A 26,542-nucleotide genomic window follows, 5' to 3' on the forward strand; every position below is an offset into this window, starting at 1 on the left:
ATGCAAATCCCAGCTGAAATCAACAGAAGATAAAACTTCGTCAACATCAACCAAACAAAAAATCTGGCATCAATCACTCGACACGCTGTTGAGTTATCAAGAAACGATCGCGACCGTTGCATGCAGATCTTGTCCGCATTTCTCCGGGGCAACTTCTGTAACTTAGCACCACTTCCCGGCTGCTTCCAAATCGAGCGAAGCGGGGTATTTCGTTCGTGGTGCTAGGTTTTCACCGACCTGCGGACCGTCCGGCTGCTCGCCGTCCGTGCCTCCGTCAGGCAGTGGGCAAGAGCGTACGACACCGGGTCGGGTGCGACCAAATCGGCGCTCAGGACCGCCGTGCGGCCACCAGATGCTTGCGTCCGCGCTTGATCAGAGCCACCCGTCCGTGCAGGTAATCGGCCTCGGTCAAGGTGGCCTCCGCGGTCGTCACCTTGACGTTGTTGAGCGAGATGCCGCCCTCGTCGATCAGCCGTCGTGCAGCGTTGCGGCTGTCGGCCACGCCCGTCTGCACCAGGGCGTCGACGATCGTGGACCCGGTGTCCACGACACCGCCCGGAAGCTCCGCCGTCGCGTCCTGCAGCGTGCGTTCGTCGAGCGCGCTCACATCCCCCTTGGCGAACAGTGCCTCAGCGGCGGCCTGCGCGGACCTGGTGGCGTCGGCGCCGTGCACGAGGGTGGTCACCAGCTCCGCCAGCGTGCGCTGCGCTGTACGACGGAAGGGCTCGTCACGCACCTGCTGCTCCAGGACCGCGATCTGCTCCCGGTCCAGGTCGGTCAGCACCTTGAGCAGGGTCACCACCTCGGCGTCGTCGACGTTGATCCAGAACTGGTAGAAGGCCCACGGGCTGAACATCTTGGCGTCAAGCCAGACGGCGTTGCCCTCGGACTTGCCGTACTTGCGGCCGCTGGAGTCGGTCAGCAACGGAGTCGTGAGCACGTGCACCGCCGCGCCCTCGGTGGACCGGATCAGGTCGGCGCCGGCCAGGATGTTGCCCCACTGGTCGACCGCGCCGGTCTGCAGCGTGCACCCGAACTCCCGGAAGAGGTGCAGGTAGTCCAGGCCCTGCAGCACCTGGTAGCTGAATTCGGTGTAGCTGATGCCGTGCTCGCTGTTCAGTCGCGCGGCGACGGCGTCCTTCTTGATCATCGTGTTGACCCGGAAGTGCTTACCGATGTCGCGCAGGAAGTCCAGGGCGGTGATGCCCCGCGTCCAGTCGAGATTGTTGACCATGCGGGCGGGGTTGGACCCGTCGAAGTCCAGGAACGGCTGCACCTGCTCCTCGATGCGGCTCACCCATTCCGCGGTCTGCTCAGGCGTCTTCAGCACCCGTTCGGCCGACGGTCGCGGGTCGCCGATCAGGCCGGTCGAGCCGCCCACCAGGCACAGCACGTGGTGCCCGGCACGCTGCAGTCGGCGTAGCAGCACGAGCTGCACCAGGTTGCCGAAGTGCAGCGACGGCGCGGTCGGGTCGAAACCGCAGTAGACCGTCAAGGGGCCGCTCGCGAGTGCCTCGCGCAGGGCGGTCTCGTCGGTGGTCTGGGCCACCATGCCGCGCCACTGCAGCTCCGCGAAGATGTCAGTCACTGGTCTCGGTTCCTTCCGTGGCGCACCGTCCAGGGCGCCGTGTCGTGGGTGCAGGCTGCCGTACAAGTCTCAGGTACGTCGACGGGGTTTCGACGGGCGGTACGTCGAGACGTGCGGGTCGCCGTCGATCCAGAACCGCCACGGGTAGGTCGCGCCGTCCCCGCCGGCACCGCTGACCCCCACCCGCGGGCCGGTCCGGACCGCGGTCAGAGGCACCGGCTCGCCCGCCCGCACGTGCACGGGCGACTCCGGGTCGCTCAGATCGGTGCCGTTGCGTCCCAGGTCGGTGAAACCTAGGGCCAGCGCCAGCCGCGCGGGCCCACGGGCCAGGTCTCGGTCGGGGACCGTGCCTTGTCGGCCTCGAAGTCCACGGCGTTCCCGAGCGAGGCCGACGCCGTGCACGACCTCGCCGGCCCGGAGCAGGAGGCCGGCCGCGTGCCCGACCGGACCGCAGACGACGTTGATGCAGTAGTGCATCCCGTAGGTGAAGTAGACGTACAGGTGCCCCGGAGGCCCGAACATCACCGAGTTGCGCGGCGTCTGCCCGCGGAAGCCGTGCGCTCCCGGGTCGTTCGCGCCGTCGTACGCCTCGACCTCGCAGATCCGCACTCCCACGCCGGCGTGCTCGACGTACGCCCCGAGCATCCTCGGCGCCACGTCGAGCACGTTCACCGAACCGTCGAGCGGGAACGGCAGCGAGGAAGGACCTGTCATTCCGCGGCGTGGTCCCCGGGCACTCGCCGGGTCCAGGTGCGCAGCTCTTCGTTGCGCGCATCGACCTCCTGGAGCTGGTCGCGCACCCGCTCCGGCGCCGTGCCGCCTCGGGAGCTGCGCGAGGCCAGAGAGCCCGGTACGCTCAGCACCTCGCGCACCCCGGGCTGCAGGGCCGGATCGATCTCCTGCAGGTCCTCGTCGGTCAGCTCCCACAGCTCGATGCCGCGCGACTCGCACACCCGCACGCATGCGCCGGCCACCTCGTGCGCGATTCGGAACGCGACCCCCTGACGCACCAGCCAGTCGGCGATGTCGGTGGCAAGGGCGAAACCCTGCGGCGCGAGCGACTCGAGGCGCTCGGTGTCGAAGGTGAGGGTGGCGACCATCCCGGAGAACGCCGGGAGCAGCACCTCGAGCGAGTCGACGGCGTCGAAGATCGGCTCCTTGTCCTCCTGCAGATCACGGTTGTAGGCGAGCGGGAGGCCCTTGAGCGTCGTCATCAGTCCCGCGAGATCACCGACGAGGCGACCCGCCTTACCCCGCGCCAGCTCGGCGACGTCGGGGTTCTTCTTCTGCGGCATGATGCTCGACCCGGTGGAGAACGCGTCGTCCAGCGTCACGAACGAGAACTCCCGGGTTGCCCAGAGGATGACCTCCTCGGCGATGCGGGAGATATCCACCGCGGCCATCGCCGCGACGAACGCGAACTCGGCGACGACGTCCCGACTCGCGGTGCCGTCGATGGAGTTTGGCGACGAGGTGCTGAAGCCCAGCTCATGGGCCACGGCGAGCGGGTCGAGACCGAGCGCCGTACCCGCCAGTGCCCCGGATCCGTAGGGCGACTCGTCCGCGCGCACGTCCCAGTCACGCAGCCGGTCGACGTCCCGCAGCAACGCCCAGGCGTGGGCGAGCAGGTGATGGGACAACAGCACCGGCTGCGCATGCTGCAGGTGGGTGCGGCCCGGCATCGCGACACCGAGGTGCGCGCGGGCGTGCAGGACCAGGGCGTCGACCACGTCGAGCAGCAGTCCCCCGACCTCGCGGGCGTGCTCGCGCAGGTAGACCCGGAAGAGCGTGGCGATCTGGTCGTTGCGCGACCGACCGGCGCGCAACCGGCCGCCCACCTCCGGACCGGCCCGGTCGATCAGTCCCCGTTCGAGCGCGGTGTGCACGTCCTCGTCGTCCGGTGCGGGACCGAACGCGCCGCTCGCGACGTCGTCCGCCAGCCGGTCCAAGGCGTCCAGCATCGCGGCGAGATCCTCCGGCGACAGCAGTCCCGCTCCGTGCAGCACCCTGGCGTGCGCCCGGGAGCCGCGGATGTCGTACGACGCGAGCCGCCAGTCGAAGTGCGTCGACTTGGACAGCGCCGCCAGGGCGTCCGCCGGCCCATCGCTGAACCGGCCGCCCCACAGGCTGACAGCGGCTGTTTGGGTCTCCGGGGTCGCTCGGGTCTCGTCGGTCATTGGGGTGAGTCTCCTTGATCGCGTGCGGCATCGGTGTGCTCCGCTGCGTCGAGCAGCGCGCGTGCCACCGCAGGTGCGGTGGCGGACGAGCTTGCCACCACCATGACGGTGTCGTCCCCGGCGAGGGTGCCCACCACGTCGGCGGCGAAGGAGTGGTCGATCGCGGACGCCAGGTAGTTCGCGGCTCCCGGTGGGGTGCGCAGGATGACCAGGTTCTCCGTGACCGTCGCGGTGACCAGCAGTTCGGCGCACACGCGGCGCAGCCGCTCGTCCACCTCGCCGCCGTCGGCGGGCGGCCGGGGCCGGTCGTCGCCGCCCTCGGCGGGCACGGCGTACACGAGCTGCGAGCCGTCGCGCACCTTGGCGGCGCGCAGCTGCACCAGGTCCCGCGAGAGCGTCGCCTGGGTGACCTCCACCCCGCTGCGGGCCAGGTGGTCGGCCAACTCGGACTGTGAGCGGATCCGCTCGGACGTGATGACCTCCACGATGAGCCGCTGGCGCGCCGTCCGCGTCGCCGGGATCACGACTGCTCCAACAGGAAGGCCAGCAGCGCCTTCTGGGCGTGCAACCTGTTCTCGGCCTCGTCGAAGACCACCGACGCCGGCCCGTCGATCACCTCGGCGCTGATCTCGAACCCGCGGTAGGCAGGGAGGCAGTGCAGGACGATCGCATCGTCGGAGGCGTGGCTCAGCAGGTCGGCGTCGACGGCGTACGGGGCGAACGGGGAGTCGCTGCCCTTGCGGGTCGCGGACTCGCCCTCCTGACCCATCGACACCCAGGTGTCGGTGATGACGACCTGCACGGCGTCGACTGCGGCGCGCGGGTCGTCGGTGAGGGTGATCGATCCCCCTGTCGTGGCGGCGATCTCGTGCGCACGGCGGACGACCTCGGGGTCCGCCTGCGCCACGTTCGGCCCGCCGACCCGAAGGTGCATGCCCGCGGTCGCGAAGCCGAGCAGGTAGGAGTGGGCCATGTTGTTCGCGGCGTCGCCGACGTACGCCGCGGTGAGACCGGCGAGCCTGCCGCGGTGCTCGGTGATGGTCAGCAGGTCGGCCAGGATCTGGCACGGGTGGAACTGGTCGGTGAGCGCATTGACCACCGGCACCCCCGCGTACCTCGCCATCTCCTCGATCCGGGACTGGTCGAACGTGCGCCACACGATCGCGGCCACCTGTCGACCGAGGACCCGGGCGCAGTCGGGGATCGACTCGCGCACTCCGATCTGTGCCATCGACCCGTCGACGACCACGGGGTAACCGCCAAGCTCGGACACCCCTGCGGAGAAGGACAGCTGGGTGCGCAGCGTGGGCTTGTCGAAGACGAGCGCGACGGACCGCGGGCCCTCCAGCGGGCGGGCTGCGAACCGCTCCGCCTTCAGGCGCGCTGCCTCGTCCAGGATCCTGGCCTGCTCCACCGGAGTGACGTCGTCGTCGCGTAGGAAGTGCCGGGTCATGAGGTTGCCTCCTGCAGGATGCCCGGGAGCGCATCCAGGAACTGGTCGAGTTGGGTCGTGCTCAGGATCAACGGCGGTGCAAGCCGAAGTGTCTGCGGCGCGACGGGATTGACGATGAAGCCGGCGTCGCGGGCGGCGACGGCGACGGCGGGCGCGATCGGTTCGGCGAGGGTGATGGCCTGCAGCAGGCCCATCCCCCGCACGCCGCTGACTCCGTCCGGGGCTTCGTCGCGGATGCGTTCGGCCAGCAGACGGCCGAGGTGCTCAGCGTTCGCGAGCAGTCCCTGCTCCTCGATGGTCTGGATCACGGCCAGGCCCGCTGCCGCGGCCAGCGGATTGCCCCCGAAGGTGGATCCGTGCTGACCCGGCTGCAGCAACTGTGACACCTGATCGCCGAACGTCACCAGGGCGCCGACAGGCACTCCCCCACCGAGCCCCTTGGCCACCGTGATGGCGTCCGGCACCACGTCTGTGTGCTGGTGAGCGAACCAGCGGCCGGTGCGTCCCATGCCGGTCTGGATCTCGTCCAGGATCAGCAATGCCCCTGCGGCTGTGGTGATCTCACGGGCCGCCCGCAGGTAGGCCGGGTCGGGCACGATGACGCCCGCCTCACCCTGCACCGGTTCCAGCACGACCGCCCCGGTCTCGGAGGTGACCTGCGACGCCAACGCGTCGACGTCGCCATACGGGACGTGACTGACGCCGGGCATCAGCGGTTCGAACGGCGCGCGGTAGGCCGGTTTGTGGGTCAGTGCGAGCGCGCCGGTGGTGCGCCCGTGGAAGGCGCCCTCCGCGGCAACGATGCCCGGGCGGCCGGTACGCCGCGCCAGCTTGATGGCCGCTTCGATCGCCTCGGCGCCCGAGTTGGCGAAGAAGACCCGCGAGCCGTCCGGCGCGTCGGCGATCCGCAACAGCTGCTCGGCGAGCTCGATCTGCGGGCGGGACGTGAAGAGGTTGGAGACGTGGATGGCCTCGGCCGCCTGCTTGGACACCGCCGCCACGAGGGCCGGGTGCCCGTGGCCGAGCACGTTGACGGCGATGCCGCCGAGCAGGTCGAGGTAGCGCCGGCCGTCGGCGTCCCACACGTAGCAGCCGTCGCCGTGCGTCAGCACGAGCGGGGGCGTGCCGAACACGCCCAGCAGGCTGCCCTCGTAGCGCCGCAGCAGGTCCTGCTGGGCGGTCATGCGTCGTCCTGCGGAAGCACCATGGTGCCGATCCCTTCGTCGGTGAAGACCTCGAGCAGCAGCGAGTGCGCCCGGCGGCCGTCGATCACGTGCGCCTGAGGCACTCCGCCGCGGATCGCCCGGATGCACCCCTCCAGCTTGGGCACCATCCCCGAGTCCACCTCCGCCAGCAGCTCTTCGGCGCGCTGCAGGGACAGGGAGCTGAGCAGGCTGTCGCGGTCGGGCCAGTCGGCGTAGATGCCCTCCACGTCGGTGAGCATGACCAGCTTGTGCGCGCCCAGCGCGACGGCCAGCGCCGACGCCGCGGTGTCGGCGTTGACGTTGAGCACCTGCCCCGGCTCGGCCAGGTCCGGCGCGACGGAGGACACCACGGGCACCCTGCCGGCGTCGAGCAGGTCGCGGACGGCGGCCGGGTTGACGGTGACGACGTCGCCGACGAGCCCGATGTCGACCTCCTCGCCGTCGATCAGCGCGCCGCGGCGACGTGCGCCGAAGAGCGAGCCGTCCTCGCCGGACAACCCCACGGCCAGAGATCCGTGCTGGTTGATCAGGCCGATGAGCTCACGGGAGACCTGGCCGGTCAGCACCATGCGCACGACCTCCATCACCTCCGGGGTGGTGACGCGCAGACCGGCCTTGAACTCCGATTGCAGGCCCAGCCGGTCGAGCATGATCTGGATCTGCGGGCCTCCGCCGTGCACGACGACCGGGCGCAGCCCGGCGTACCGCAGGAAGGCGACGTCCTGGGCGAACGCCAGCTTGAGCGCGTCGTCGGTCATCGCGTTCCCGCCGTACTTGATCACCACGAGCGCGTCGCGAAACCGCTCCAGCCACGGGAGCGCCTCGACCAGCGTGACGGCCTTGTCGGCGGCGGCGATCAGATCGGTGCGCGGGCGAAGGGTCATGTGCTGTACGCCGAGTTCTCGTGCACGTACTCGTGGGTGAGGTCGTTGGTCCAGATCGTCGCCGCCGCCTCCCCCGCGTGGAGGGCCACGACGACCTGCACCTCCCGACCGCTCAGATCAACGCCCGCCCGGTCCTCGCCCACGCCACCGGACCGGCACACCTGCACGCCGTTCATCCAGACGTCCAGCTCGGCCGGGTCGAAGCTGGCGTACGTCGTGCCGACGGCCGCCAGCACTCGACCCCAGTTCGGGTCGTTGCCGAAGACCGCGCACTTGAAGAGGTTGTTACGCGCGATCGCCCGGCCGACCTCGAGCGCCTCGGTCGTGGAGAGGGCGGAACGGACCTCGATGCTGATGTCGTGGTGCGCACCCTCGGCGTCGCCGATGAGCTGGCGGGCCAGGTCGGCGCAGCAGTCGGTCAGAGCATCCGTCAGCTCCGCGCGATCGACGGTGATGCCGGAGGCACCGGAGGCGAGCACCAGGACGGTGTCGTTGGTGGACTGGCACCCGTCGGAGTCGATCCGGTCGAAGGTGATCTCCGTCGCCGCGTGCAGCGCCGGTTCGAGGTCGGTGGGGTCGACCACGGCGTCGGTCGTGATGACCACGAGCATCGTCGCCAGGGCCGGCGCCAGCATCCCGGCGCCCTTGGCCATCCCGCCGACCGACCACCCCGACCGCGCGACCGTCGCCTGTTTGGGGTGGGTGTCGGTGGTCATGATCGCGGTGGCAGCCGCCGTACCGCCCTGTGCGTCGAGGGCCTCGACGCTCCGGGCGACACCCGACAGCAGTCTGTCCATCGGTAGCAGCTCGCCGATCAGACCTGTCGAGCACACCACGACGTCACCTGCGGAGACGCCGATCGCGTCCGCGGTCGCCTCGGCCGTGCGGTGGGTGTCGGCGAATCCCTGCGCACCCGTCAGCGCGTTCGCACCACCGGAATTGAGGATCACGGCATCGGCTCGGCCGTCGGAGACGACCTGCCTGCTCCAAGTGACCGGCGCCGCCTCGATGCGATTGCTGGTGAAGACGGCGGCCGCGTGATGGTCGGGTCCGTCGTTCACCACGAGCGCGACGTCGGAATCGCCGCTGACCTTCAGACCCGCGGTCACGCCGGCTGCCCGGAACCCCTGCGGTGCGGTGACACTCACGGCCTACTCCCTGTCTCTGCGTTGCCGGTCCTGCTGGTGCCGGTCGTCGTCACGGTGCGATTCCCGCTGTCGGCAGGCCGGTCGTCTCGGGGAGCCCGAGCGCCAGATTCATGCACTGCAGCGCAGCGCCCGCCGTGCCCTTGGTGAGGTTGTCTACGGCTGCGACGGCGACCACCCGGCCGACCCGCTCGTCGACCTCGACCTGCAGATGGACCATGTTGGATCCGAGCACGCTCCCGGTCGACGGCCAGGACCCGGGCGGGAGCAGCTCGACGAACGCCTCGTCGGTGTACGCCGCGGCGTACGCCTCCCGGACCTGCCCCGGTCGGACGCCGTCGGCCAGGGGTGCCGTGCAGGTGGCGAGAATCCCCCGCGGCATCGGGGCGAGGGTGGGGGTGAACGACACCCGCACCGGAGCGCCACCGGCCACGGCGAGATTTTGCTCGATCTCGGGGGTGTGCCGGTGGGTGCCCCCGACGCCGTACGGCGACATCGCGCCCATCACCTCGGCCCCCAGCAGATGCGGTTTGAGGCTGCGCCCGGCACCGGAGGTGCCGCTGGCAGCGACGATGACCACGTCGCGCGGCCGCACCAGTCCGGCGGCGAACGCAGGAGCAAGTGCCAGCGTGCACGCGGTGGGATAGCAGCCGGGGACCGCGATACGACGGGCACCACGCAAGGCGTCGCGCTGCCGACCGCCGGCCGTGAGCAGCTCGGGCAGGCCGTAGGGCCAGGTGCCGGCGTGCGGGGTGTCGTAGAAGGTGGTCCAGGCGTCGGCGTCCTGCAGCCGGAAGTCCGCGCCGCAGTCGATGACCACGGTGTCGGGCGCGAGCTGCTCGACGACCGAGGCGGACGCTCCGTGCGGCAGCGCCAGGAACACCACGTCGTGATCGCGCAGGTGCTCGACGGTGGAGTCCAGGAGCACGCGGTCGGCCAGCGGGCTGAGGTGCGGCGCCACCTCGCCGAGCGTCCTACCGGCACTGCTCGCCGCCGTGACGTGCCCGATCTGCACGTCGGGACGGCCCAGCAGCAGGCGCAGGATCTCCCCACCGGCGTACCCGCTCGCTCCGGCGATAGCGATCTTCAGCATTGCATGATCATACACGCCTACGCATACTCATGCGCCGCGCTGGAACGCCCCCGTGTCCTGCTCCGCGCGAGCCACCGCACGGTCGCGGGCCGCGTTCACCTCGGTCGTGGTGAGCGTGCGGTCCGGTGCCCGGAACTGCAGCCGGTAGGCAAGAGACTTCTTGCCCGCACCGACCTGCTCGCCGGAGTAGAGGTCGAAGAGGGCTGCCGCCTCGAGGTCGTCACCGGCACCCGCGCGCAGGGCGGCTTCGACCCGCGCTGCCGGGACGGTCTCGTCGACGACCAGAGCCACGTCGCTGCTGGCCATCGGGTACGTCGAGACCGGTGCCGAGACCGTGTCGCCCTCGCTCGCGGCGAGCAGCACGTCCAGGTCGAGCTCCCCCGCGACTGTGCGTGCGGGCAGTTCCAGGGCCTCGCAGACCTTCGGGTGCACCTCTCCGACCCAGCCGGCGATCCCGCCGCCGGGGACCGTGACCACGGCGCACCGGCCGGGGTGGAACGGTGCCCGCTCGTCGGCGGCTGTGGTGAGCGCGAGGCCGAGGGCCTGGCCCAGGTCGCGCACGATCTCCAGGGCGTCGGTCCAGTCCGCGCCACGTCCGCGACCCCACCAGGCGGTGCGGTCGCGCTCACCGGTCAGGGCGAAAGCGAGCTGTCGCGGCTGCGGCGGTACGGCGGCGCGGATCTGCGCCAGTGTCGCGTCGTCCGGACGCACGCCCGGTGGTTCCGTGGGCGCCTTGCGGCCCTGACCGTCCGGCAGGGCGACGAGCCCGACCTCGAACAGCGCCAGGTCGCGGGCACCGCGGGACACGTTGCGCCGCAGGGTGTCGAGCAGTCCCGGCAGCAGCGTCGTACGGAAGAGGTCGGCTTCCTGGGACAGGGGGTTCGCGATCTTGACGGCCCGGCTGCGGGGGTCGGCGTCGTCGATCCCGAGCCGCTGCAGCACCTGCGGGCTGACGAACGGCGCGCTCCAGGTCTCCTGCAGGCCGCGACCGGCCAGCAGGTCCGCGATCGTGCGCCGGGTCTGCTGACTGCGCGTCAGACCGCGGCCGCCGGGCGGGCGGGGCACCACCGAGGGGATGGCGTCGTACCCGTGGATGCGCGCCACCTCCTCCACGAGGTCGGGGCCGGTGGTCAGGTCGGGGCGCCACGTGGGCGGCACGACGCGGGCGCGATTGCCGGACACTTCGACGGCGCAACCGATCTGGCGCAGGACGTCGACGACCTGCTCCTCGTCGTACGCCACACCGACCAGCCGCGTCGGCAGCGTGAGGTCGAAGTCGATGGTGACGGGAGGGAGCCCGTCACCGACGTCGGTCGCGCCATCGTCGGCGACTCCCCCGGCGTACTCGACGAGCAGGTCGACGATCAGTTGTGCGGCCGCGGGGGCCAGGTCGATGTCCACTCCGCGCTCGAACCGGCGCGCGGCCTCGGACGGCAGCTTGTGCCGGCGGGCCGAGCGGGCGATCGAGACGGGGTCGAAGTTCGCCGCCTCGATCAGCACGTCGGTAGTGGTCCCCGAGATCTCCGTGTCGGCGCCGCCCATCACCCCGGCGATGCCGAGCACGCGGTCACCGCCGTCGGTGATCAGCAGATCCTCGCCGAAGAGCGAACGCTCTTGATCGTCGAGGGTCTTCAAGGTCTCGCCGGCGGCTGCTCGGCGTACGACGATCGGACCGGAGATCGTCGCGAGGTCGAAGGTGTGGGTGGGCTGGCCGAGCGCCAGCATCACGTAGTTGCTGATGTCGACGGTCAGCGAGATGGGCCGCATACCGGCCTCGGTGAGCCGGGTGGCCATCCATGCCGGGGTGGGTGCGCCCTGGTCGATGCCGCGCACCGTGCGGGTGACATAGCGGCGGCAGCCGGCCTGTCCGCGCAGCGGCGAGCGGTCGTCCAGGCGCACCGCGAAGCCGGTGTCTGCGTCGTGCGGGGCGCGCTGCGCGAGGGCGGGCACCGGATCGGTGAAGCCTGCGCCGGTCGCGTGGGAGTACTCCCGGGCGACGCCCCGCAGGCTGAAGCAGTAGCCGCGGTCGGGGGTCACGTTGATCTCGACTGTCTCGCGATCCAGACCCAGAAGCGCGACGGCGTCCTGGCCGGGCACCAGCTCCGCGCCGGGCAGCAGCTCGGCCAGCCGGATGATCCCGCCGGAGCCGTCGTCAGGCAGGCCGAGTTCGTCCGCGGCGCAGATCATCCCGGCGCTGATGTGCCCGTAGGTCTTGCGCGCGGCGATGTGGAAATCGCCGGGCAGCACGCCGCCTGGCAGGACGCAGACGACCCGGTCGCCCGCGGTGAAGTTGTGCGCTCCGCAGACGATGCCCTGCGGCTCACCGGTGCCGTTGGCATCGCCCACGTCGACCTGGCACCAGTTGATCGTCTTGCCGTTCTTCTGCGGCTCGGGGTCGGCGGAGATCACCCGGCCGACCACCAGCGGTCCGGTGATGTCGGCGCCGTGCAGGCCCTCCTCCTCCAGACCGACGCGCACCAGGGCGGCGGCGATGTCCGCGCCGGTCGTCCCGGGTGCGATCTCGACGTACTCGCGCAGCCACTCGACGGGCACCCGCATCAGATCTCCATCCCGAACTGGCTGTTGAAGCGCACGTCGCCCTCGATCATCTCGCGCATGTCGGCGACACCGGTGCGGAACATCAGCGCCCGGTCGATGCCCATGCCGAAGGCGAAGCCGGAGTACCTCGCCGGGTCGACGCCGCACGCGCGGAGCACGTTCTCGTTGACCATCCCGCAGCCGCCCCACTCGATCCAGCCGGTGCCGCCGCAAGTGCGGCAGTCCGGGTCGTCGCCGTGGCACACGAAGCAGCGCAGGTCCATCTCCGCGGACGGCTCGGTGAACGGGAAGTACGACGGGCGCAGCCGGGTGGTGATGTCCGGGCCGAACAACTCGGCGGCCAGCCGGTCGAGGGTGCCCTTGAGGTGGGCCATCGTGAGGCCCTCGTCGACGGCCAGGCCCTCCAGCTGGTGGAAGGCCGGCATGTGGGTGGCATCCAGCTCGTCGGTGCGGAACACCCGTCCCGGCACCGCGATGTAGAGCGGCACGCCGCGTTCGAGCATGGCGCGGGCCTGCACCGGCGAGGTATGCGTACGCAGTACGAGACCGGCGTCCGGGGGCTCGACGTAGAACGTGTCCTGCATCTGCCGGGCCGGGTGGTCCTGGTCGAAGTTCAGGGCGTCGAAGGTGAACCACTCGGCCTCGACCTCGGGCCCCTCGGCGATCTCCCAGCCCATCCCGACCATCACGTCGGCCATCTGCTGCCCCATCAACTCCACGGGGTGGCGGCGGCCGAGGGGGCGCCGGTCGGGCACCAGGGTCATGTCGACGCGCTCGTCGGCGAGGATGCGCTCGTCGCGCTCGGCCTCGAGCACCTGCTGGCGTGCCTTGAGCTCCTGGGCGACGCGACCGCGGGCCTGCCCCACGCGCTTGCCCGCCTCGGCCTTCGCGGTCGGCGGCAGCGCCCCGATCTCGCGGTTGGCGAGGGCCAGCGGGCTCTTGTCCCCCTGGTGCTCGGTGCGTGCGATCTTCAACGCCTCGAGCGAGTCGGCGGCCGCGATCCCCTCGATCGCGGACTGCACCGCCGCATCGATCTGAGCGGGGTCCAGAGCAGCCACCTCGACCGGGTCGTATTGCGTGTTGGGGCCTGACATCGACTGCCTTCGTTGAACGTTGGGAGGACTGGCGGAGTCTATCGACGGGAAGCGGTGCTCTTCACGGGTGTTTGCGCCGCAGCGCTGGCGTAGAGGCAGATGGTCGCGGCCATCGCGAGATTGAGGGATTCGGCGTGACCGTGGATCGGCACCCGGACGACCTCGTCGCATCGATCGCGTACCTCGTGCGGCAACCCCCACGCCTCGTTTCCCATCACCCAGGCGTGCGGTCCGTGCAGGTCGGCGTCCGGTAGCAGCACCTCACCGGCACCGTCCGCCGCGAGCACGGCGATCCCGCGCCGCCGGCAGCCGTCGATGACCGACTCCAGGGACGCGCCGACGACCACCGGCAGGTGCCAGAGGGATCCGGCGGTCGAGCGCACGACCTTCGGGTTGTAGAGGTCGACGCTGGAATCGGTGACGATCACCGCGCGAGCACCGGCGGCGTCCGCGCCTCGCAGCACGGTGCCGGCGTTGCCCGGATCGCGCACTTGGGCGAGCACGACCACGAAGCCTGCGGTCGGCTCCACGACCGCGTCCAGCGCGTCGTCCAGCGGTACGTCGACCGGCCGACAGACGGCCAGGATGCCTTGCGGGTGCTGAGTGTCGGCCAGTTCTGCCAGCACCTGCGCGGTGCAGTCGTGCACAGGTACGTCGGCGGCGCGTGCCTGCTCGAGGAGGTCGGCGTGACGCTGCGCCGTCTCGGCGTCGACGAACACCTCCACGGCGGTGGCGGGAGCGAACCGCAGCACCTCGCGGACGGACTGCGGCCCGTCCGCGACGAACCGGTGGGCCCGCTCACGCGCCGAACGCCGGCCGAGCGCTCGCACTGCCTTCACCCGCGTCGCGCGGGGGTTGGTCAGCACGGCAGGCTCGGCCGGCGTTCGAGGGTGGTGATGTCGTTCAGGCGGCGCTGGTGGCGTCGGACTTCTCCTCGGTCGCCGGCACATTGGCCTTGGCGATCTCGACGAGGGCCGCGAAAGCCGGGGCGTCGTTGACGGCCAGCTCGGCCAGCATGCGGCGGTCGACCTCGATCTCGGCGGCCTTCAGGCCCTGGATGAACCGGTTGTAGGTCATCCCGTTGGCGCGGGCGCCGGCGTTGATGCGCTGGATCCACAGGCGACGGAAGTCACCCTTGCGGGCCCGGCGGTCCCGGTAGGAGTAACCCATACTGTGGGTTACCTGCTCCTTGGCCTTGCGGTACAGGCGCGAACGCTGACCGCGGTAGCCGCTCGCCTGTTCCAGGACGACGCGACGCTTCTTGTGGGCGTTGACTGCCCGCTTCACGCGTGCCACGTGAATCTCCTTCGATTAGTGCTACCGGCGCATGCACCGGTGATGCGAGATGGGCAGTGCTTACTTACCGAGCAGGCGCTTGATCCTGCGGGTGTCGGCGGGTGCAACGACGACGTCGTTCACCAGTCGGCGGGCGTTGCTGGAGCTGCGCTCCTGGAACTTGTGCACGTGACGCGCGCGCTGGCGCATCACCTTGCCGGTCCCGGTGGTGCGGAAGCGCTTCTTGGCCCCGCTGTGGGTCTTCATCTTCGGCATCTGCCGGTCTCCTTCGTGTCGCCGGGCCGCGCAGAACGCGCGGGAGGTCCCGGTGTGGCGTGCAAATCTCTGGGCCCGCTGCGAGGCGGGCCGGTCACTCGGTGGTCGCGAGCTCCGTCTCGGGCTGGTCGGCCGCTTCGGCCTCCCGCTTACGACGTCCCTCGGCGCGGGCCTCGGCCTTCTTCTTGACCGGCCCGATCACCATGACCATGTTGCGACCGTCCTGCTTCGGCGAACTCTCGACGAACCCGATCTCGGACACGTCCTCGGCGAGTCGCTGCAGCAGCTTGAAGCCCATCTCGGGGCGGGACTGCTCGCGACCGCGGAACATGATCGTGACCTTGACCTTGTCGCCCGCGTTCAGGAAGCGCTCGACGTGGCCCTTCTTGGTGCCATAGTCGTGCGGGTCGATCTTCAGGCGGAGTTTGATCTCCTTGATGACCGTGTTGACCTGGTTCTTGCGGGCCTCACGGGCCTTGACGGCGGCCTCGTACTTGAACTTGCCGTAGTCCATGAGCTTGGCGACCGGCGGCTTGGCCATCGGCGCGACCTCGACGAGGTCGAGGTCTGCTTCGCCGGCCAGTCGCAGCGCGTCCTCGACGCGCACGATGCCGACCTGTTCGCCGTTGGGTCCGACCAACCGGACCTCAGGTACCCGGATTCGGTCGTTGATACGTGGTTCAGCGCTGATGTCTGCTCCTTCTTCCGCTGCTCCTTCGAAGCTGCGTGGAGACAAAGAAAGGCTCCTCGTCACCCACGGTGCACGAGGAGCCCACGCTGTAGTTCAGGCGGATCGGTCGATGACCGACGCCGACGTCCGATCGATTCGTCGCCGGTGACGATGCACCGACGAACGATCGAGAGGATCGTCGTACCTGGACCGGAACCCCGCGGCATGCCTGCCGCACAGGGTGGAAGCGTTTGCTTCTCTTGCACACCGGCGATGATGACCCGGGCAGCTGCCCGGACATAACGCCGATCGGTACGCGTAACGGTAACAGCCGCCCTGCCATTCCCACCAATTCGGCGCCATCGGCTCCATCGAACGCGGTGCGAGGACCGGACCACAGCTCGATAATCACCTCATGCCGTACGACAGGGAACTCGCGCAGCGCATCCGCGTCCTGGTGGAGGGCAGCTACGGACTGTCCGAGAAGGCCATGTTCGGTGGGCTCGCGTTCCTCGTCGACGGCCACCTCGCGGTCGCTGCGGGCAGCCGGGGCGCCCTGATGGTCCGGGTGGCACCGGAGCACACGGCGCAGCGGCTCGACCCGCCGCGGGTCGAACGCTTCGTGATGCGGGGCCGGGCGCTGGACGGTTGGCTCGACGTGTCCCCCGAAGCGATCGCCGACGACGAGGCATTGCACCGGTGGGTCGATGAGGGAATGACGTACGCCGCCAGCCTGCCGCCGCGCGACGGCACCGAGCCCGGCGGCTGAGCCGACCGCCGGCTCAGGCAGCGAGCTGGTGCGTGACCTCGACCTTGCGCCCGGAGCGCGGTCGCGCACCGGCAGCAGCCAGCAGGGCGATGAGCACCCCGAGGATCGAGACGGAGACGAAGCCGCCGCCGAAGCCGAAGTGGTCGATCGCGATCCCACCGATGGGCGCACCGAACGCGGCGCCGGCGGTCATCGACGAACCGTGCCAGCCCATGGCCTCGCCGCGTGCCGATGGTGGTACGGCCCGGGAGATCGCGTCGACCGTCGACGTGATCGTCGGTGCGCAGAAGATGCCGGCGAGGAGCGACAGGCCCGCCAGCATCCACGGGGAGGTCGCCAGCGCCATCGGGGCGGTCGTCACGGCGAGCCCGAGGAGCAGCATCGACGGTGGGAGCGGCCGGGAGATCGCGCCGTACACGAGTCCGCCCAGGACGGAGCCCACGCTCCACACCACGAGGACGAGGCCCAGCGACGCGGTGGCCGACCAGTGCTGCATCGCCGCGACGAACGACACGTCGCTGCCCGTGAGCACGATGGTGGAGGCGGCGGCAGCAGAGCAGAACAGCACGAACTTCAACCGGAACCACTCGACGCGTCGGGCCGGAACGGCGACAGCCGACTCGTCGGACGTGTCGCGCAACGGCGGGTTGGACCACCAGAGCAGTACGCCCACGACGACCCCGACCATCTCGATGCCGAACAGCACCCAGACAGTCGAGACGACCGTCGCGAGCCAGACCACCAGCAGAGGCCCGGTCATGAAGGCCAGCTCGACGACGATCCCGTCCAGCGAGAGCGCGGTGCGCCGGTCGACCTCGGTCACTGCGGCGATGACGCCTTGACGGATCACCGAGAAGGTCGGCACCACGAACAGCCCCGCGACCACGGAGAGCACCAGCAGCGCCCAGTAGCCGACGAACGGCGCGATGGACCAGCACACGGCGTTCACCGCGATGGAGGGGGCGACCACCCGGCGCAGGCCGAGACGGTCGAGCAGCCGGCCACGCCATGGGCCCGAGACCGCAATGGCGATGGTGCCGGCGGCGGCCACCAGGCCGGCTTCGGTGTAGGTGCGGTGCAGGTGATTGACGACGTGCAGCGTGAGGATGACCCCGGCCGAGAAGATCGGCAGGCGGAGCAGGAACCCGAGCAGCAGCACGCGACGTGCGTCGCGGACGGCGAGGACGCGTCGGTACGGCGTGATGGACATGCGTCAATACTTCCATATCGAAATTCTTGACGCCAACTCTTGTTGTGTGATGTTGGTCGCCACCCGCCTGATCGGCGGGCCCCGCGGCCCAGCCGACGTACCCGAGAGGACCACGAGGTAAGCCGACCCTGTCTTGAACGGTTCCAGACTGGTGTGGTGGTGTAGGTCACGATGCACCCGTCCGAGACCCCCAAGAAGCTGCGCGCGGCGCAGCTGCGGGTCACCGCGCCTCGCGTCGCGGTCCTGGAGGAGCTCTCGTCTCGGCCGCACGCCGACGCCGACGACCTGGTCATCGCCGTGCGCGAGCGCCTGGGGTCGGTCTCGGTGCAGGCGGTCTACGACGTGCTGCGCGCTCTGACCGCCGCCGGCCTCGTACGTCGCATCGAGCCTGCCGGTCACCCGGCCCGCTACGAGACGCGCACCGGGGACAACCACCACCACGTCGTGTGCCGCTCGTGCGGTGCCGTCGGCGACGTCGACTGCGCCGTCGGGCCCGCACCGTGCCTGGAAGCGAGCAACCCCGACGGGTTCACGATCGACGAGGCCGAGGTCATCTACTGGGGCCACTGCTCCGAGTGCCGCGACGACCTTCCGGGTAACGACGAATCCAGTGACCCGCGATCGTCGCGGCACCCCGGCACCCCGGGCTCGCAGGTCCCCTGATCCCCCAGACCCCCATCGAAGACCGACCACCGAAGAAGGAAAGTGAGAGCCAGATGACCGGCAACGAATCGATCCAGACCGCTCCGTCCAAGGAGGCGCACCTGGGTTCGCGTACCTCGACCGGCGCCCCCGCGCCGAGCGACCGCAACTCCCTCACCAACGGGCCGGACGGTCCGATCTTCCTGCACGACACCCACTTCATCGAGCAGATGGCGCACTTCAACCGCGAGCGCGTGCCGGAGCGCAACGTGCACGCCAAGGGGTCGGGTGCGTTCGGTGTGTTCGAGGCGACCGAGGACGTCTCGGCGTACACCAAGGCGGCCCTCTTCCAGAAGGGCACCACGACCGACATGCTGGCGCGTTTCTCCACCGTCGCCGGTGAGCAGGGCTCGCCCGACACGTGGCGCGACCCGCGCGGTTTCTCGCTGAAGTTCTACACGACCGAGGGCAACTACGACCTGGTCGGCAACAACACCCCGGTGTTCTTCATCCGCGACACGATGAAGTTCCCGCACTTCATCCGCAGCCAGAAGCGTCGCGGCGGCACCGGCCTGCGCGACAACAACATGCAGTGGGACTTCTGGAGCCTCAACCCCGAGTCGGCGCACCAGGTGACCTACCTGATGGGCGACCGCGGGATCCCGCACACCTGGCGGCACATGAACGGCTACGGCAGCCACACCTTCATGTGGATCAACGAAGCCGGTGAGAAGCACTGGGTGAAGTACCACTTCCACAGCAACCAGGGTGTCGAGGGTCTGACCGGCGAGGCCGCGACCCGGATCGCCGGCGAGGACGCGGACTTCCACCGCCGCGACCTGCACGAGGCCATCGAGGGCGGCGACTTCCCGAGCTGGGATCTGTCGGTGCAGCTCATGCCGTACGAGGACGCCAAGACCTATCACCTCAACCCCTTCGACCTCACGAAGGTGTGGCCGCACAGCGACTACCCGCTGGTCAAGGTCGGCACGATGACCTTGAACCGCAACCCGGAGAACTTCTTCGCCCAGATCGAGCAGGCGGCGTTCGAGCCGTCCGCGACCGTGCCGGGCATCGGCTTCTCCCCCGACAAGATGCTGCTGGGGCGCACCTTCGCCTACAGCGACACGCACCGCTACCGGATCGGCCCGAACTACCTGCAGTTGCCGGTCAACCGGCCGCGGGTGCAGGACCACAACACCTATGCGTTCGACGGCCCGATGGCCTTCGAGCACACCGGTGACGACCCGGTCTACGCGCCGAACAGCTTCGGTCGCGGCTACGCCGACAACGTCGGCGAGGTCGAGGAGAGCTGGGAGTCCGACGGCGAGATGGTGCGCCAGGCCTACACCCTGCGCGCCGACGACGACGACTTCAGCCAGGCCGGTGACCTGGTCCGCAACGTGTGGACCCAGGACCAGCGTGACCGGTTCGTCGACACCGTGGCGGGCCACCTGCTCGGCGGCGTCAAGGGCGAGGTCCTCGAGCGCGCCTTCCAGTACTGGAACAACGTCGACCCGACGACCGGCGCCAAGATCGAGGAGCAGGTCCGTGCCGAGGTCGGCGGGGAGAACCCCGGCGGTGAGGACGACGACGCCAAGGCGAACGTCGACCTGATCGTGGAGAAGCGCACCCAGGCTGCCCACTGACCTGGGTGACCTGACGCATCGCTGAGGGCGTACGCCGACCGCACCGGTCGGCGTACGCCCTTCGCGTTGGCGGGCCCCGCGCCGTCGACGAGCGGCTGTCGGTGGGCGGTGTCACCGTGGCGGGATGACGGCGGACATCCAGATCACGTTCGACTGCACCGACCGGACCGGCTCGCACGGTTCTGGGCGGCCGTGCTCGGATATCAGCTGCAGCCACCGCCGCAGGGATTCGACTCCTGGGACGCGGCCCTGGAGGCGTTCGGCGTGCCACCCCAGGAGCGCAATGCCCGGTCGGCCATCCTGCCGCTGGAGGGGTCCGGACCACGGATCTTCTCCCAACGGGTGCCAGAGAGCAAAGCGGTGAAGAACCGGGTGCACCTGGACGTGCGCGCCGCGCCGGGCGCGGAGGGCGACGCCCGGATGACCGCCCTGGAGGCCGAGGCGACCCGGGTGCAGGCTCTGGGCGCCGTCCGGCTCCACCGGGTGGAGCCGGACCCGGCCACCATGGAGACGGGCTTCATCACCATGGGCGACCCGGAGGGCAACGAGTTCTGCCTCGACTGAGGCTCAGCCGTGCACGGTGTGCCGGAACGCGTCGTACCTGTCCCGGATCCGCGCACCGTCGTCCCCGCTCGGCAGGTCGATCGTCGTATGCGTGTCCACCGACCACGGCGGCAGGTCTCCGCCCCCGGAAAGCACCCAGGCGGCCTGCCGGGCTGCGCCGAGCGCGACGTACTCCGCGCTGTCGGGCACGCTCACCGGCACGCCGAGCACCATCGGCGCGATCGCCCGGACCGCTGCCGACGCCGCCGCACCACCGATGAGCAGTGCGCGCTCGACGGGCACGCCGACCGCGCGCAGGTCGGTGATGCCGGCGGCCAGATTGGCGAGCATCCCCTCCACGCAGGCCCGCGCGAGATTCTCCGGGGTCGCGTTGGAGCGAGTGAGACCGCCGAGGCTGCCGGTCGCCTCCGGGAGGTTGGGCGTGCGTTCACCGTCGAGGTAGGGCAACAGGACCAGTCCCTCCGCGCCCGGCGACGCGGCGAGGGCCAACCGGTCCAGACCGGCAAGGTCGGTCCCGAGCATGGCCGCCGCGGCGCTGAGCACCCGCGCGGCATTGAGCGTGCACATGAGCGGCAGGTGGCCACCTGTCGCGTCGGCGAATCCGGCGACCGCGCCGGTGGGATCGCCGGAGGGCCGCTCATGGGCGGCGTAGACCGTCCCACTGGTCCCGAGCGACACCACGGCATCGCCCGCCTCCAGTCCCAGGGACAGTGCGGCGGCCATGTTGTCGCCGGTTCCCGGCGCGACGAGGATGCCGGAGTCCGTGCGACCCGCGGCGGCGTCGGGCGCGAGCACCTCGGGCAGATCGAGCGCCTTCCCGGCGGCCAACCGCACCAGCTCGTCCTGGTAGGTCCCGGTGACCGGCGACCAGTACCCGGTGCCCGACGCGTCACCGCGATCGGTGGTCCAGCGCTCGAAACCGTTGCCGGACTGCAGGATCCGGCCGGTCAACCAGTCGTGCGGCAGGACGACCCGCTCGGTGCGCGCAGCATGCTCCGGTTCGTGCTCGGCCAGCCAGCGCACCTTGGCCACGGTGAACGCCGCGAGCGGGACGACGTCGACACGGTCGACCCACGCCTGCGGCCCTCCGAGCTCCCGTACGAGGTCAGCGGCCGCCTCGGCGGAGCGTACGTCGTTCCACAGCAACGCATCCCGCACCAGCTTGTCGTCACCGTCGAGCGTGACCATCCCGTGCTGCTGACCGCCGACCGCCAGCGCGGAGACGCCCTCGAGCATCCCGTCGGAGGCGGCCTCCTCATATGCGGTCCACCAGTGGTCGGCGGACACCTCGGTCCCGTCGGGGTGGGCTGCCCGTGACTCCCGGGCCACCTCTCCGGTGTCGGCGTCACAGACGACGATCTTGCAGGACTGGGTCGAGGAGTCGACTCCGGCGACGAGGGTGCGGGGCATCGGTGTCCTTGGGTCGGTGGGGCGAAGGGCGGGCGTCAGATAGGTGCCGGACCGGAGTCGACGGCACGCTGCACCTGTCTACGCCTACCGGACCCGATCGACAAGCTCTTGCAGTGTCTGGCGGGCACCCTTGTCGTGCAACGACTTCAGCGACGCGAGGTAGGGCTCGGTGAATCCCTTCTGCTCGGCCAGGTCGCCGAAGAGCGCTTTGTCGCGGACGAACGCCAGCGGATCGGAGGTGTCGGCGGCGGCGCGCATCACGGCCTCCTTGCGGTGGTCGACGATGTCGATCGGCTCGCCCTCCTCGTCGGTGCCCTCGGCGTAGCGGGCCCACGCGGCGACGACCAGTGCGGAGCGGTCGACGCGGCGTCCCGCCTCCAGGTCGGCCTTGATCACCGGCACCAGCCACTTCGGGATCCGGTCCGAGCTCTCGGCGCACAACCGTGCCAGCGTGTCGCGCACCTCCGGGTTGGCGAAGCGGGACACCAGCTCCTCGCGATAGGCCGCGAGGTCCACGCCGGGCACCTCGGGCAGCGTCGGCGTCCCTTCGAACTCGATGTACCCGAGCAGGAACTCGGCGAAGAGCGGGTCGGAGGCGACCTCGTGGGCGTAGCGGTACCCGGACAGGTAACCGAGGTAGCACAACGCCTGGTGGCTGGCGTTGAGCAGCCGCAGCTTCATCAGCTCGTACGGGACGACGTCGTCCACGACCTGCACGCCGACCTTCTCCCACGCGGGTCGACCGTCGGTGAAGCGGTCCTCCAGCACCCACTGGGTAAAGGGTTCGCAGACCACCGGCCAGCCGTCCCGCACTCCGAAACGCTCCTGCAGCGCCGCGATGTCCTCAGGGGCGGTGACCGGGGTGATGCGGTCGACCATGCAGTTGGGGAAGGGCACGTGCTCTTCCATCCAGTCGGCCAGCTCGGCGTCCTTCAGCCGGGCGAAGGCACCGATCGAGTGGTGCGCGGTGTCGCCGTTCCCTGGCAGGTTGTCGCAGGACATGACGGTGAACGGCGGTGTGCCGGCCGCGCGGCGACGACGCAGTGCCTCGACGATGAAACCGAACGCCGTCGAGGGAGTGGCTCCCTCCTTCAGGTCACCCTGGATCGAGGGGTGGTCGGCCTCGAACTCCCCCGTCACCTGGTCGACCAGATAGCCGCCCTCGGTGATGGTGAGGGAGACGATCCGGGTGCTCGGATCGGTCATCGCCGACAGCACGCCGTCGGGGTCGCTCGGTGCGTGCAGCATCCGCAGGAGCGAGCCGATCACCCGCGGCTCCAGACTGCCGTCCGGATGCTTCTGCACCAGGGTGTAGAGCCCGTCCTGCCCGTTGAGGATCTCCACGATGCGCTCGTCCTGCGGCAGCACGCCCACCCCGACGATGCCGAAATCCATGGCAGCGCCGTCGTTCATCAGCGCGTCCGTGTACATCGCCTGGTGGGCCCGGTGGAATCCGCCGACCCCCAGATGGACCATCCCCGGGGTGACCTTCGACCGGTCGTACGACGGGCGGGCGACCTCCGGACCCAGTTCAGCCAGCGTGGACTGCGACAGAGCGACGGTCATCGTCACTTGACTGCGCCGAGCGACAATCCCTGGACCAGCTTGTCCTGGGCCGCGAACCCTGCGGCCAGCACAGGCAGGGAGATGGCGACTGCCGCGGCGCACACCTTCGCCAGGAACAGACCCTGACTGGTCACGAAGCCCGTGAGGAAGACCGGAGCCGTCTGAGCCGTGTTGCCGCCGAGCGTGTTGGCGAGCAAGAGCTCGTTCCAGCTGAAGATGAAGCAGATCAACGCCGCCGACGCCAGACCCGGCATCACCAACGGGATGACGATCTTGTACATCTGCGTGAAGAACCCCGCACCGTCCACCTGGGAGGCCTCGAGGATCTCGATCGGCATCTCCGCGAGGAACGAACGCAGCATCCAGACGGCGATCGGCAGGTTCATCGAGGTGTAGATGAGAACGAGCGACCACACGTTTCCGAGGAGTCCGGTGTTCTTCGCCACCAGGTAGAGCGGCAGCAGCCCCGCCACGATCGGCATGAACTTCGTGGAGAGGAAGAAGAACATGACATCGGTCCACTTACGCACCGGTTTGATGGACAGCGCGTACGCCGCCGGAAGCGCCAGACACAGCACGAACAGCGTCGACACCAGGGAGGCCGTCAACGAGTTCAGCATGGGCGGGATGGGCTTGGCAGCCCAGAAGTCGCTGAACCCGGAGGTCGACAGGGGCGCGAAGAAGGCCGGGGGGTTCTTCGCAGCGTCGTTCTCCTGGTGGAAGGCGGTGAGCACCATCCAGAGGATCGGGATGATGAACAGCACCGCGATCACCCATGCGGCCGCGCTCAGCAGACCGCCGGCGCGCTTGTTCTGGCCCGCCGACCGGTTGACGACTGCAGCTGCCATCAGCTCTCCTCCTTGAGCACCGAGAGCACGGTGCGTAGCGCGAATGTCGCGATGATGATGGTGCCGATGACCACGACGACACCGGCGGCCGACGCGACGCCGTACTCACCCGTCCCGGCGAAGAAGGTCTGCTGGATGTAGTAGGGCAGGTTGGCGGTGTTCTGACCGCCCGAGGTGATCGTGTAGACGTACTCGAAGTTCTGCACGATGTAGATCGCCCCGAGCAGTCCTGCCAGCTCGATGTAGCGCCGCATGTGCGGCAACGTCATCTTGGTGAAGATCTGCCAGGTGTTCGCGCCGTCCACCTGCGCCGCCTCGATGATGTCCATCGGTCGGCCCTGCAGCCCGGCAAGCATGATCAGCATCATGAACGGCGTCCACTGCCAGACCAGGGCCGTGACGATGGTGCCCAACGGGTGGCTGGTGATCCAGTCCGGTTGCGGCGGGTTCTTCAGGCCGAACCAGTTGTAGAACTGCGTGATCAGACCGTTGAACAAACCGGACTGCACGTTGAACAGCGCGTGCTTCCAGACCAGTGCGGCCGCCTCCGGGACGATCAGGAACGGCGCGATCATCATCGTCCGGACGACGCCGCGCCCCCTGAACGTCCGGTCGAGCAGCAGCGCGATACCGATGCCGAACACGAGGCTGATCAGCACCACGAGCACGGTCAGCTCGATGGTGGTGATCACCGCCGAGCGGGCGTCGGAGTCCTGGAAGACCGTCTTGAAGTTGTCCAGTCCCGCGAACCCCTTGTTACCGCTGAACGCGGTCCAGTTGCTGAAGGAGATGAAGATGGTCGCGAGGAACGGCAGCTGCGTCATGATGACGACGAAGATGAACGCCGGCATCAGCGGCAGACGGCGCTTCCATCCCTCCCGGCGTGCCCGACGCTTGGTCTCGGGGTCCGCTCCCGGCGGCGCCGTGGGGGCCGCCACGGCGCCGCTGGGGTCAAGACTGGCGGTAGTCATTACTTCTTGTACGCCTTCACGCCGTCCTGCGCGATCGACTGACTCGCGTTCAGCGCGCTGGAGACGGACGTGCTACCGGCGATCGCATTCGAGATCTCTTGGCTCACCTTCTGGCCGAAATCGGTGAACTCGGCCACGTCGACGAACTGGATCCCCGGAACCGGCGGGTGGTTGGTGCGGCCCGTGTTGTTCGGGTCGGCGGAGTTGATGGCCGCCAGGGTGGGCTGCGCGAAGCTGCTCGCGACCTTCAGGTAGTTCGGGTTGCTGTAGAGCGAGGTCCGAGCGCCGGCAGGGACGTTGGCCCAGCCCATCCCGGTACCGGTGCGGCCACCGACGGTGCTGAGGTAGTCCTTACCACTCGCCCACGAGATGAACTTCCACGCCGCGTCCTTCTTCTTGGACGCCGACTCCACGCCCCAGGCCCAGGTGTAAAGCCATCCGGAGCTCTTCGTCTGGTCGACGGGTGCGGGCGCGTACCCGATGTCCGAGCCGTACTTGGAGCTGACGAGCGTGCCGGCGGCCGACGTCGCGTCGTACCACATGGCGGCCTGACCCTGGATCATCGCGTTGTCGCACTCGGTGAAGCCGGCCTGGGCCGCACCCGGCTCGCCGTACTTCTTCACCAGGTCGACGTAGAAGTTCGTGGCCTTGGCGAAGCCCCCGGTGTTCACCTGGGCGTTCCAGTCCTTGTCGAACCAGGTGCCTCCGAAGGTGTTGACCACCGTAGTGAGCGGGGCCATGACCTCACCCCAGCCGACCGCCCCGCGCAAGCAGATGCCGGCGGTGCTGCCCTTCTTCAGTTTCGCCGCGAACCCGGCGACCTGCTGCCAGGTCGGATTGGCCGGCATGGTCAGCCCGGCGGCCTTGAAGAGGTCCTTGCGGTACATGAGGAAGGAGGACTCGCCGTAGAACGGTTCGCCGTAGATCTTGTTGTTGACCGTCAGCGACTCCGCCATCGGCTTCAGGATGTCGCTCTGGTCGAAGCTCTGGCCGTTCCACGTCGACTTGGCGTCGGTCGTGTCCTTCGTCAGGTCCGCGACCCACCCCTTCTTGGCGTAGATGGGGATCTCGAAGTTGGACAGGGTGGCCAGGTCGTACTGACCGGCCTGCTGAGCGAACTCGGTCGCTGCCGTGGACCGCAGGTCGTTCTCCGGCAGGTCCTTGAAGTTCACCTTGATGCCGGTCGCCTTCGTGAACTCAGGCGTGACCTTCTTCAACGCTTCCATCTGGGGGTTGTTGACCATCAGGACGTTGAGGGTCTTGCTACCTCCGCTCGACCCTCCACTACTCGCGGAACAGGAGGACAGTCCGGCCGTGACCAGCCCGACGACCGCAACGCTGATGGCGACTCGTTGTGTGGATCGCATATGAACTCATTCTCCTCGAGAGCGCTCATATGAGCGCTCTCCGCTCATATGCATGTAGTGTCGCAGATCACAATCTTGATGGCGAGCACTCCAGGTCGCGTTTTGGTAACGACGGGGAAGAGGATCG

Annotated in this window: 25 protein-coding genes; 4 read left to right on the forward strand and 21 right to left on the reverse strand. The window is 69.3% G+C overall.

The features are described from left to right. Window positions 1-328 precede the first annotated feature (328 nt). The 15 genes from tyrS to infC all read right to left on the reverse strand — a co-directional run bounded on the left by tyrS (window position 329) and on the right by infC (window position 15,485). Complete coding sequence (gene tyrS, locus JOB34_RS14815; RefSeq protein WP_208053419.1) at window positions 329-1,588, reverse strand: tyrosine--tRNA ligase; 1,260 nt, start codon at window positions 1,586-1,588, stop codon at window positions 329-331. A 69-nt stretch (window positions 1,589-1,657) separates the two neighbouring features. Next, the gene (locus JOB34_RS14820; protein ID WP_208053420.1) at window positions 1,658-2,302 is read right to left on the reverse strand and encodes a DNA-3-methyladenine glycosylase; all 645 of its coding nucleotides are present in this window, start codon (window positions 2,300-2,302) and stop codon (window positions 1,658-1,660) included. Beyond that, window positions 2,299-3,765, reverse strand: a complete 1,467-nt coding sequence (gene argH / locus JOB34_RS14825) for an argininosuccinate lyase (protein ID WP_208053421.1) — start codon at window positions 3,763-3,765, stop codon at window positions 2,299-2,301. Before argH ends, JOB34_RS14820 begins: the two co-directional genes overlap by 4 nt. Then, complete coding sequence (locus JOB34_RS14830) at window positions 3,762-4,289, reverse strand: arginine repressor (RefSeq protein WP_208053422.1); 528 nt, start codon at window positions 4,287-4,289, stop codon at window positions 3,762-3,764. Before JOB34_RS14830 ends, argH begins: the two co-directional genes overlap by 4 nt. After that, on the reverse strand, window positions 4,286-5,218 hold the full coding sequence (gene argF, locus JOB34_RS14835) for an ornithine carbamoyltransferase (protein WP_208053423.1): 933 nt from the start codon (window positions 5,216-5,218) through the stop codon (window positions 4,286-4,288). The genes JOB34_RS14830 and argF overlap by 4 nt, the downstream gene beginning before the upstream one ends. Continuing rightward, complete coding sequence (locus JOB34_RS14840; RefSeq protein WP_208053424.1) at window positions 5,215-6,402, reverse strand: acetylornithine transaminase; 1,188 nt, start codon at window positions 6,400-6,402, stop codon at window positions 5,215-5,217. Before JOB34_RS14840 ends, argF begins: the two co-directional genes overlap by 4 nt. Then, window positions 6,399-7,307 carry an acetylglutamate kinase gene (gene argB, locus JOB34_RS14845; RefSeq protein ID WP_208053425.1) on the reverse strand — a complete coding sequence of 303 codons (909 nt, stop codon included), beginning with the start codon at window positions 7,305-7,307 and terminating at the stop codon, window positions 6,399-6,401. Before argB ends, JOB34_RS14840 begins: the two co-directional genes overlap by 4 nt. After that, window positions 7,304-8,455: a bifunctional glutamate N-acetyltransferase/amino-acid acetyltransferase ArgJ gene (argJ, locus tag JOB34_RS14850; protein WP_208053426.1), complete on the reverse strand. Its 1,152-nt coding sequence runs from the start codon at window positions 8,453-8,455 to the stop codon at window positions 7,304-7,306. Before argJ ends, argB begins: the two co-directional genes overlap by 4 nt. 49 nt (window positions 8,456-8,504) lie before the next feature. After that, window positions 8,505-9,545: an N-acetyl-gamma-glutamyl-phosphate reductase gene (gene argC, locus JOB34_RS14855; RefSeq protein ID WP_208053427.1), complete on the reverse strand. Its 1,041-nt coding sequence runs from the start codon at window positions 9,543-9,545 to the stop codon at window positions 8,505-8,507. Between the two features lie 27 nt (window positions 9,546-9,572). Beyond that, complete coding sequence (gene pheT / locus JOB34_RS14860; protein WP_208053428.1) at window positions 9,573-12,104, reverse strand: phenylalanine--tRNA ligase subunit beta; 2,532 nt, start codon at window positions 12,102-12,104, stop codon at window positions 9,573-9,575. After that, on the reverse strand, window positions 12,104-13,198 hold the full coding sequence (pheS, locus tag JOB34_RS14865) for a phenylalanine--tRNA ligase subunit alpha (RefSeq protein WP_208053429.1): 1,095 nt from the start codon (window positions 13,196-13,198) through the stop codon (window positions 12,104-12,106). The genes pheT and pheS overlap by 1 nt, the downstream gene beginning before the upstream one ends. 38 nt (window positions 13,199-13,236) lie before the next feature. Further along, window positions 13,237-14,064 carry an RNA methyltransferase gene (locus JOB34_RS14870; protein ID WP_208053430.1) on the reverse strand — a complete coding sequence of 276 codons (828 nt, stop codon included), beginning with the start codon at window positions 14,062-14,064 and terminating at the stop codon, window positions 13,237-13,239. A gap of 37 nt (window positions 14,065-14,101) precedes the next feature. Then, the gene (gene rplT, locus JOB34_RS14875; protein ID WP_179480266.1) at window positions 14,102-14,494 is read right to left on the reverse strand and encodes a 50S ribosomal protein L20; all 393 of its coding nucleotides are present in this window, start codon (window positions 14,492-14,494) and stop codon (window positions 14,102-14,104) included. Window positions 14,495-14,554: 60 nt separating this feature from the next. Continuing rightward, window positions 14,555-14,749 (reverse strand): 50S ribosomal protein L35, encoded by a 195-nt coding sequence (gene rpmI / locus JOB34_RS14880; protein WP_179480264.1) that lies wholly within the window; start codon window positions 14,747-14,749, stop codon window positions 14,555-14,557. A gap of 94 nt (window positions 14,750-14,843) precedes the next feature. Continuing rightward, window positions 14,844-15,485, reverse strand: a complete 642-nt coding sequence (gene infC / locus JOB34_RS14885; RefSeq protein ID WP_208053431.1) for a translation initiation factor IF-3 — start codon at window positions 15,483-15,485, stop codon at window positions 14,844-14,846. A gap of 349 nt (window positions 15,486-15,834) precedes the next feature. Between infC and JOB34_RS14890 the strand changes: the two genes are divergently transcribed. Continuing rightward, window positions 15,835-16,188, forward strand: coding sequence for a TfoX/Sxy family protein (locus tag JOB34_RS14890; protein WP_208053432.1), 354 nt, complete (start codon window positions 15,835-15,837; stop codon window positions 16,186-16,188). A gap of 13 nt (window positions 16,189-16,201) precedes the next feature. Here the strand turns inward: JOB34_RS14890 and JOB34_RS14895 are convergent, their stop codons facing one another. Then, the gene (locus JOB34_RS14895) at window positions 16,202-17,398 is read right to left on the reverse strand and encodes an MFS transporter (RefSeq protein ID WP_208053433.1); all 1,197 of its coding nucleotides are present in this window, start codon (window positions 17,396-17,398) and stop codon (window positions 16,202-16,204) included. A gap of 171 nt (window positions 17,399-17,569) precedes the next feature. Here JOB34_RS14895 and JOB34_RS14900 point away from each other — a divergent pair, with 171 nt between their 5' ends. The 3 genes from JOB34_RS14900 (at window position 17,570) to JOB34_RS14910 (ending at window position 20,253) form a co-directional block, all read left to right on the forward strand. Then, window positions 17,570-18,061: a Fur family transcriptional regulator gene (locus JOB34_RS14900; RefSeq protein WP_208053434.1), complete on the forward strand. Its 492-nt coding sequence runs from the start codon at window positions 17,570-17,572 to the stop codon at window positions 18,059-18,061. 53 nt (window positions 18,062-18,114) lie between these two features. Next, the gene (locus tag JOB34_RS14905) at window positions 18,115-19,689 is read left to right on the forward strand and encodes a catalase (protein WP_208053435.1); all 1,575 of its coding nucleotides are present in this window, start codon (window positions 18,115-18,117) and stop codon (window positions 19,687-19,689) included. Between the two features lie 192 nt (window positions 19,690-19,881). Further along, the gene (locus JOB34_RS14910; protein ID WP_347813883.1) at window positions 19,882-20,253 is read left to right on the forward strand and encodes a VOC family protein; all 372 of its coding nucleotides are present in this window, start codon (window positions 19,882-19,884) and stop codon (window positions 20,251-20,253) included. A gap of 3 nt (window positions 20,254-20,256) precedes the next feature. Here the strand turns inward: JOB34_RS14910 and JOB34_RS14915 are convergent, their stop codons facing one another. The 5 genes from JOB34_RS14915 to JOB34_RS14935 all read right to left on the reverse strand — a co-directional run bounded on the left by JOB34_RS14915 (window position 20,257) and on the right by JOB34_RS14935 (window position 26,415). Continuing rightward, on the reverse strand, window positions 20,257-21,663 hold the full coding sequence (locus JOB34_RS14915) for an FGGY family carbohydrate kinase (RefSeq protein WP_208053436.1): 1,407 nt from the start codon (window positions 21,661-21,663) through the stop codon (window positions 20,257-20,259). A gap of 84 nt (window positions 21,664-21,747) precedes the next feature. Further along, window positions 21,748-23,229, reverse strand: a complete 1,482-nt coding sequence (locus JOB34_RS14920) for a mannitol dehydrogenase family protein (protein ID WP_208053437.1) — start codon at window positions 23,227-23,229, stop codon at window positions 21,748-21,750. 2 nt (window positions 23,230-23,231) lie between these two features. Then, window positions 23,232-24,077 carry a carbohydrate ABC transporter permease gene (locus tag JOB34_RS14925; protein ID WP_179480246.1) on the reverse strand — a complete coding sequence of 282 codons (846 nt, stop codon included), beginning with the start codon at window positions 24,075-24,077 and terminating at the stop codon, window positions 23,232-23,234. Further along, window positions 24,077-25,048: a sugar ABC transporter permease gene (locus JOB34_RS14930; protein WP_208053438.1), complete on the reverse strand. Its 972-nt coding sequence runs from the start codon at window positions 25,046-25,048 to the stop codon at window positions 24,077-24,079. Before JOB34_RS14930 ends, JOB34_RS14925 begins: the two co-directional genes overlap by 1 nt. After that, window positions 25,048-26,415, reverse strand: a complete 1,368-nt coding sequence (locus JOB34_RS14935) for a sugar ABC transporter substrate-binding protein (protein ID WP_179480242.1) — start codon at window positions 26,413-26,415, stop codon at window positions 25,048-25,050. Before JOB34_RS14935 ends, JOB34_RS14930 begins: the two co-directional genes overlap by 1 nt. Window positions 26,416-26,542 lie beyond the last annotated feature (127 nt).

The organism is Allobranchiibius sp. GilTou38 (assembly GCF_017565325.1).
Lineage (GTDB): Bacteria > Actinomycetota > Actinomycetes > Actinomycetales > Dermatophilaceae > Allobranchiibius > Allobranchiibius huperziae.

What these genes read in the sequence shown, in the direction of transcription:
- JOB34_RS14820 (WP_208053420.1), bottom strand. Translation starts at nt 2,302, where the DNA reads ATGACAGGTCCTTCCTCGCTGCCGTTCCCGCTCGACGGTTCGGTGAAC.
- argH (WP_208053421.1), bottom strand. Translation starts at nt 3,765, where the DNA reads ATGACCGACGAGACCCGAGCGACCCCGGAGACCCAAACAGCCGCTGTC.
- argF (WP_208053423.1), bottom strand. Translation starts at nt 5,218, where the DNA reads ATGACCCGGCACTTCCTACGCGACGACGACGTCACTCCGGTGGAGCAG.
- JOB34_RS14840 (WP_208053424.1), bottom strand. Translation starts at nt 6,402, where the DNA reads ATGACCGCCCAGCAGGACCTGCTGCGGCGCTACGAGGGCAGCCTGCTG.
- argB (WP_208053425.1), bottom strand. Translation starts at nt 7,307, where the DNA reads ATGACCCTTCGCCCGCGCACCGATCTGATCGCCGCCGCCGACAAGGCC.
- argC (WP_208053427.1), bottom strand. Translation starts at nt 9,545, where the DNA reads ATGCTGAAGATCGCTATCGCCGGAGCGAGCGGGTACGCCGGTGGGGAG.
- pheT (WP_208053428.1), bottom strand. Translation starts at nt 12,104, where the DNA reads ATGCGGGTGCCCGTCGAGTGGCTGCGCGAGTACGTCGAGATCGCACCC.
- pheS (WP_208053429.1), bottom strand. Translation starts at nt 13,198, where the DNA reads ATGTCAGGCCCCAACACGCAATACGACCCGGTCGAGGTGGCTGCTCTG.
- rpmI (WP_179480264.1), bottom strand. Translation starts at nt 14,749, where the DNA reads ATGCCGAAGATGAAGACCCACAGCGGGGCCAAGAAGCGCTTCCGCACC.
- JOB34_RS14890 (WP_208053432.1), top strand. Translation starts at nt 15,835, where the DNA reads ATGCCGTACGACAGGGAACTCGCGCAGCGCATCCGCGTCCTGGTGGAG.
- JOB34_RS14895 (WP_208053433.1), bottom strand. Translation starts at nt 17,398, where the DNA reads ATGTCCATCACGCCGTACCGACGCGTCCTCGCCGTCCGCGACGCACGT.
- JOB34_RS14900 (WP_208053434.1), top strand. Translation starts at nt 17,570, where the DNA reads ATGCACCCGTCCGAGACCCCCAAGAAGCTGCGCGCGGCGCAGCTGCGG.
- JOB34_RS14905 (WP_208053435.1), top strand. Translation starts at nt 18,115, where the DNA reads ATGACCGGCAACGAATCGATCCAGACCGCTCCGTCCAAGGAGGCGCAC.
- JOB34_RS14915 (WP_208053436.1), bottom strand. Translation starts at nt 21,663, where the DNA reads ATGCCCCGCACCCTCGTCGCCGGAGTCGACTCCTCGACCCAGTCCTGC.
- JOB34_RS14920 (WP_208053437.1), bottom strand. Translation starts at nt 23,229, where the DNA reads ATGACCGTCGCTCTGTCGCAGTCCACGCTGGCTGAACTGGGTCCGGAG.
- JOB34_RS14925 (WP_179480246.1), bottom strand. Translation starts at nt 24,077, where the DNA reads ATGGCAGCTGCAGTCGTCAACCGGTCGGCGGGCCAGAACAAGCGCGCC.
- JOB34_RS14930 (WP_208053438.1), bottom strand. Translation starts at nt 25,048, where the DNA reads ATGACTACCGCCAGTCTTGACCCCAGCGGCGCCGTGGCGGCCCCCACG.
- JOB34_RS14935 (WP_179480242.1), bottom strand. Translation starts at nt 26,415, where the DNA reads ATGCGATCCACACAACGAGTCGCCATCAGCGTTGCGGTCGTCGGGCTG.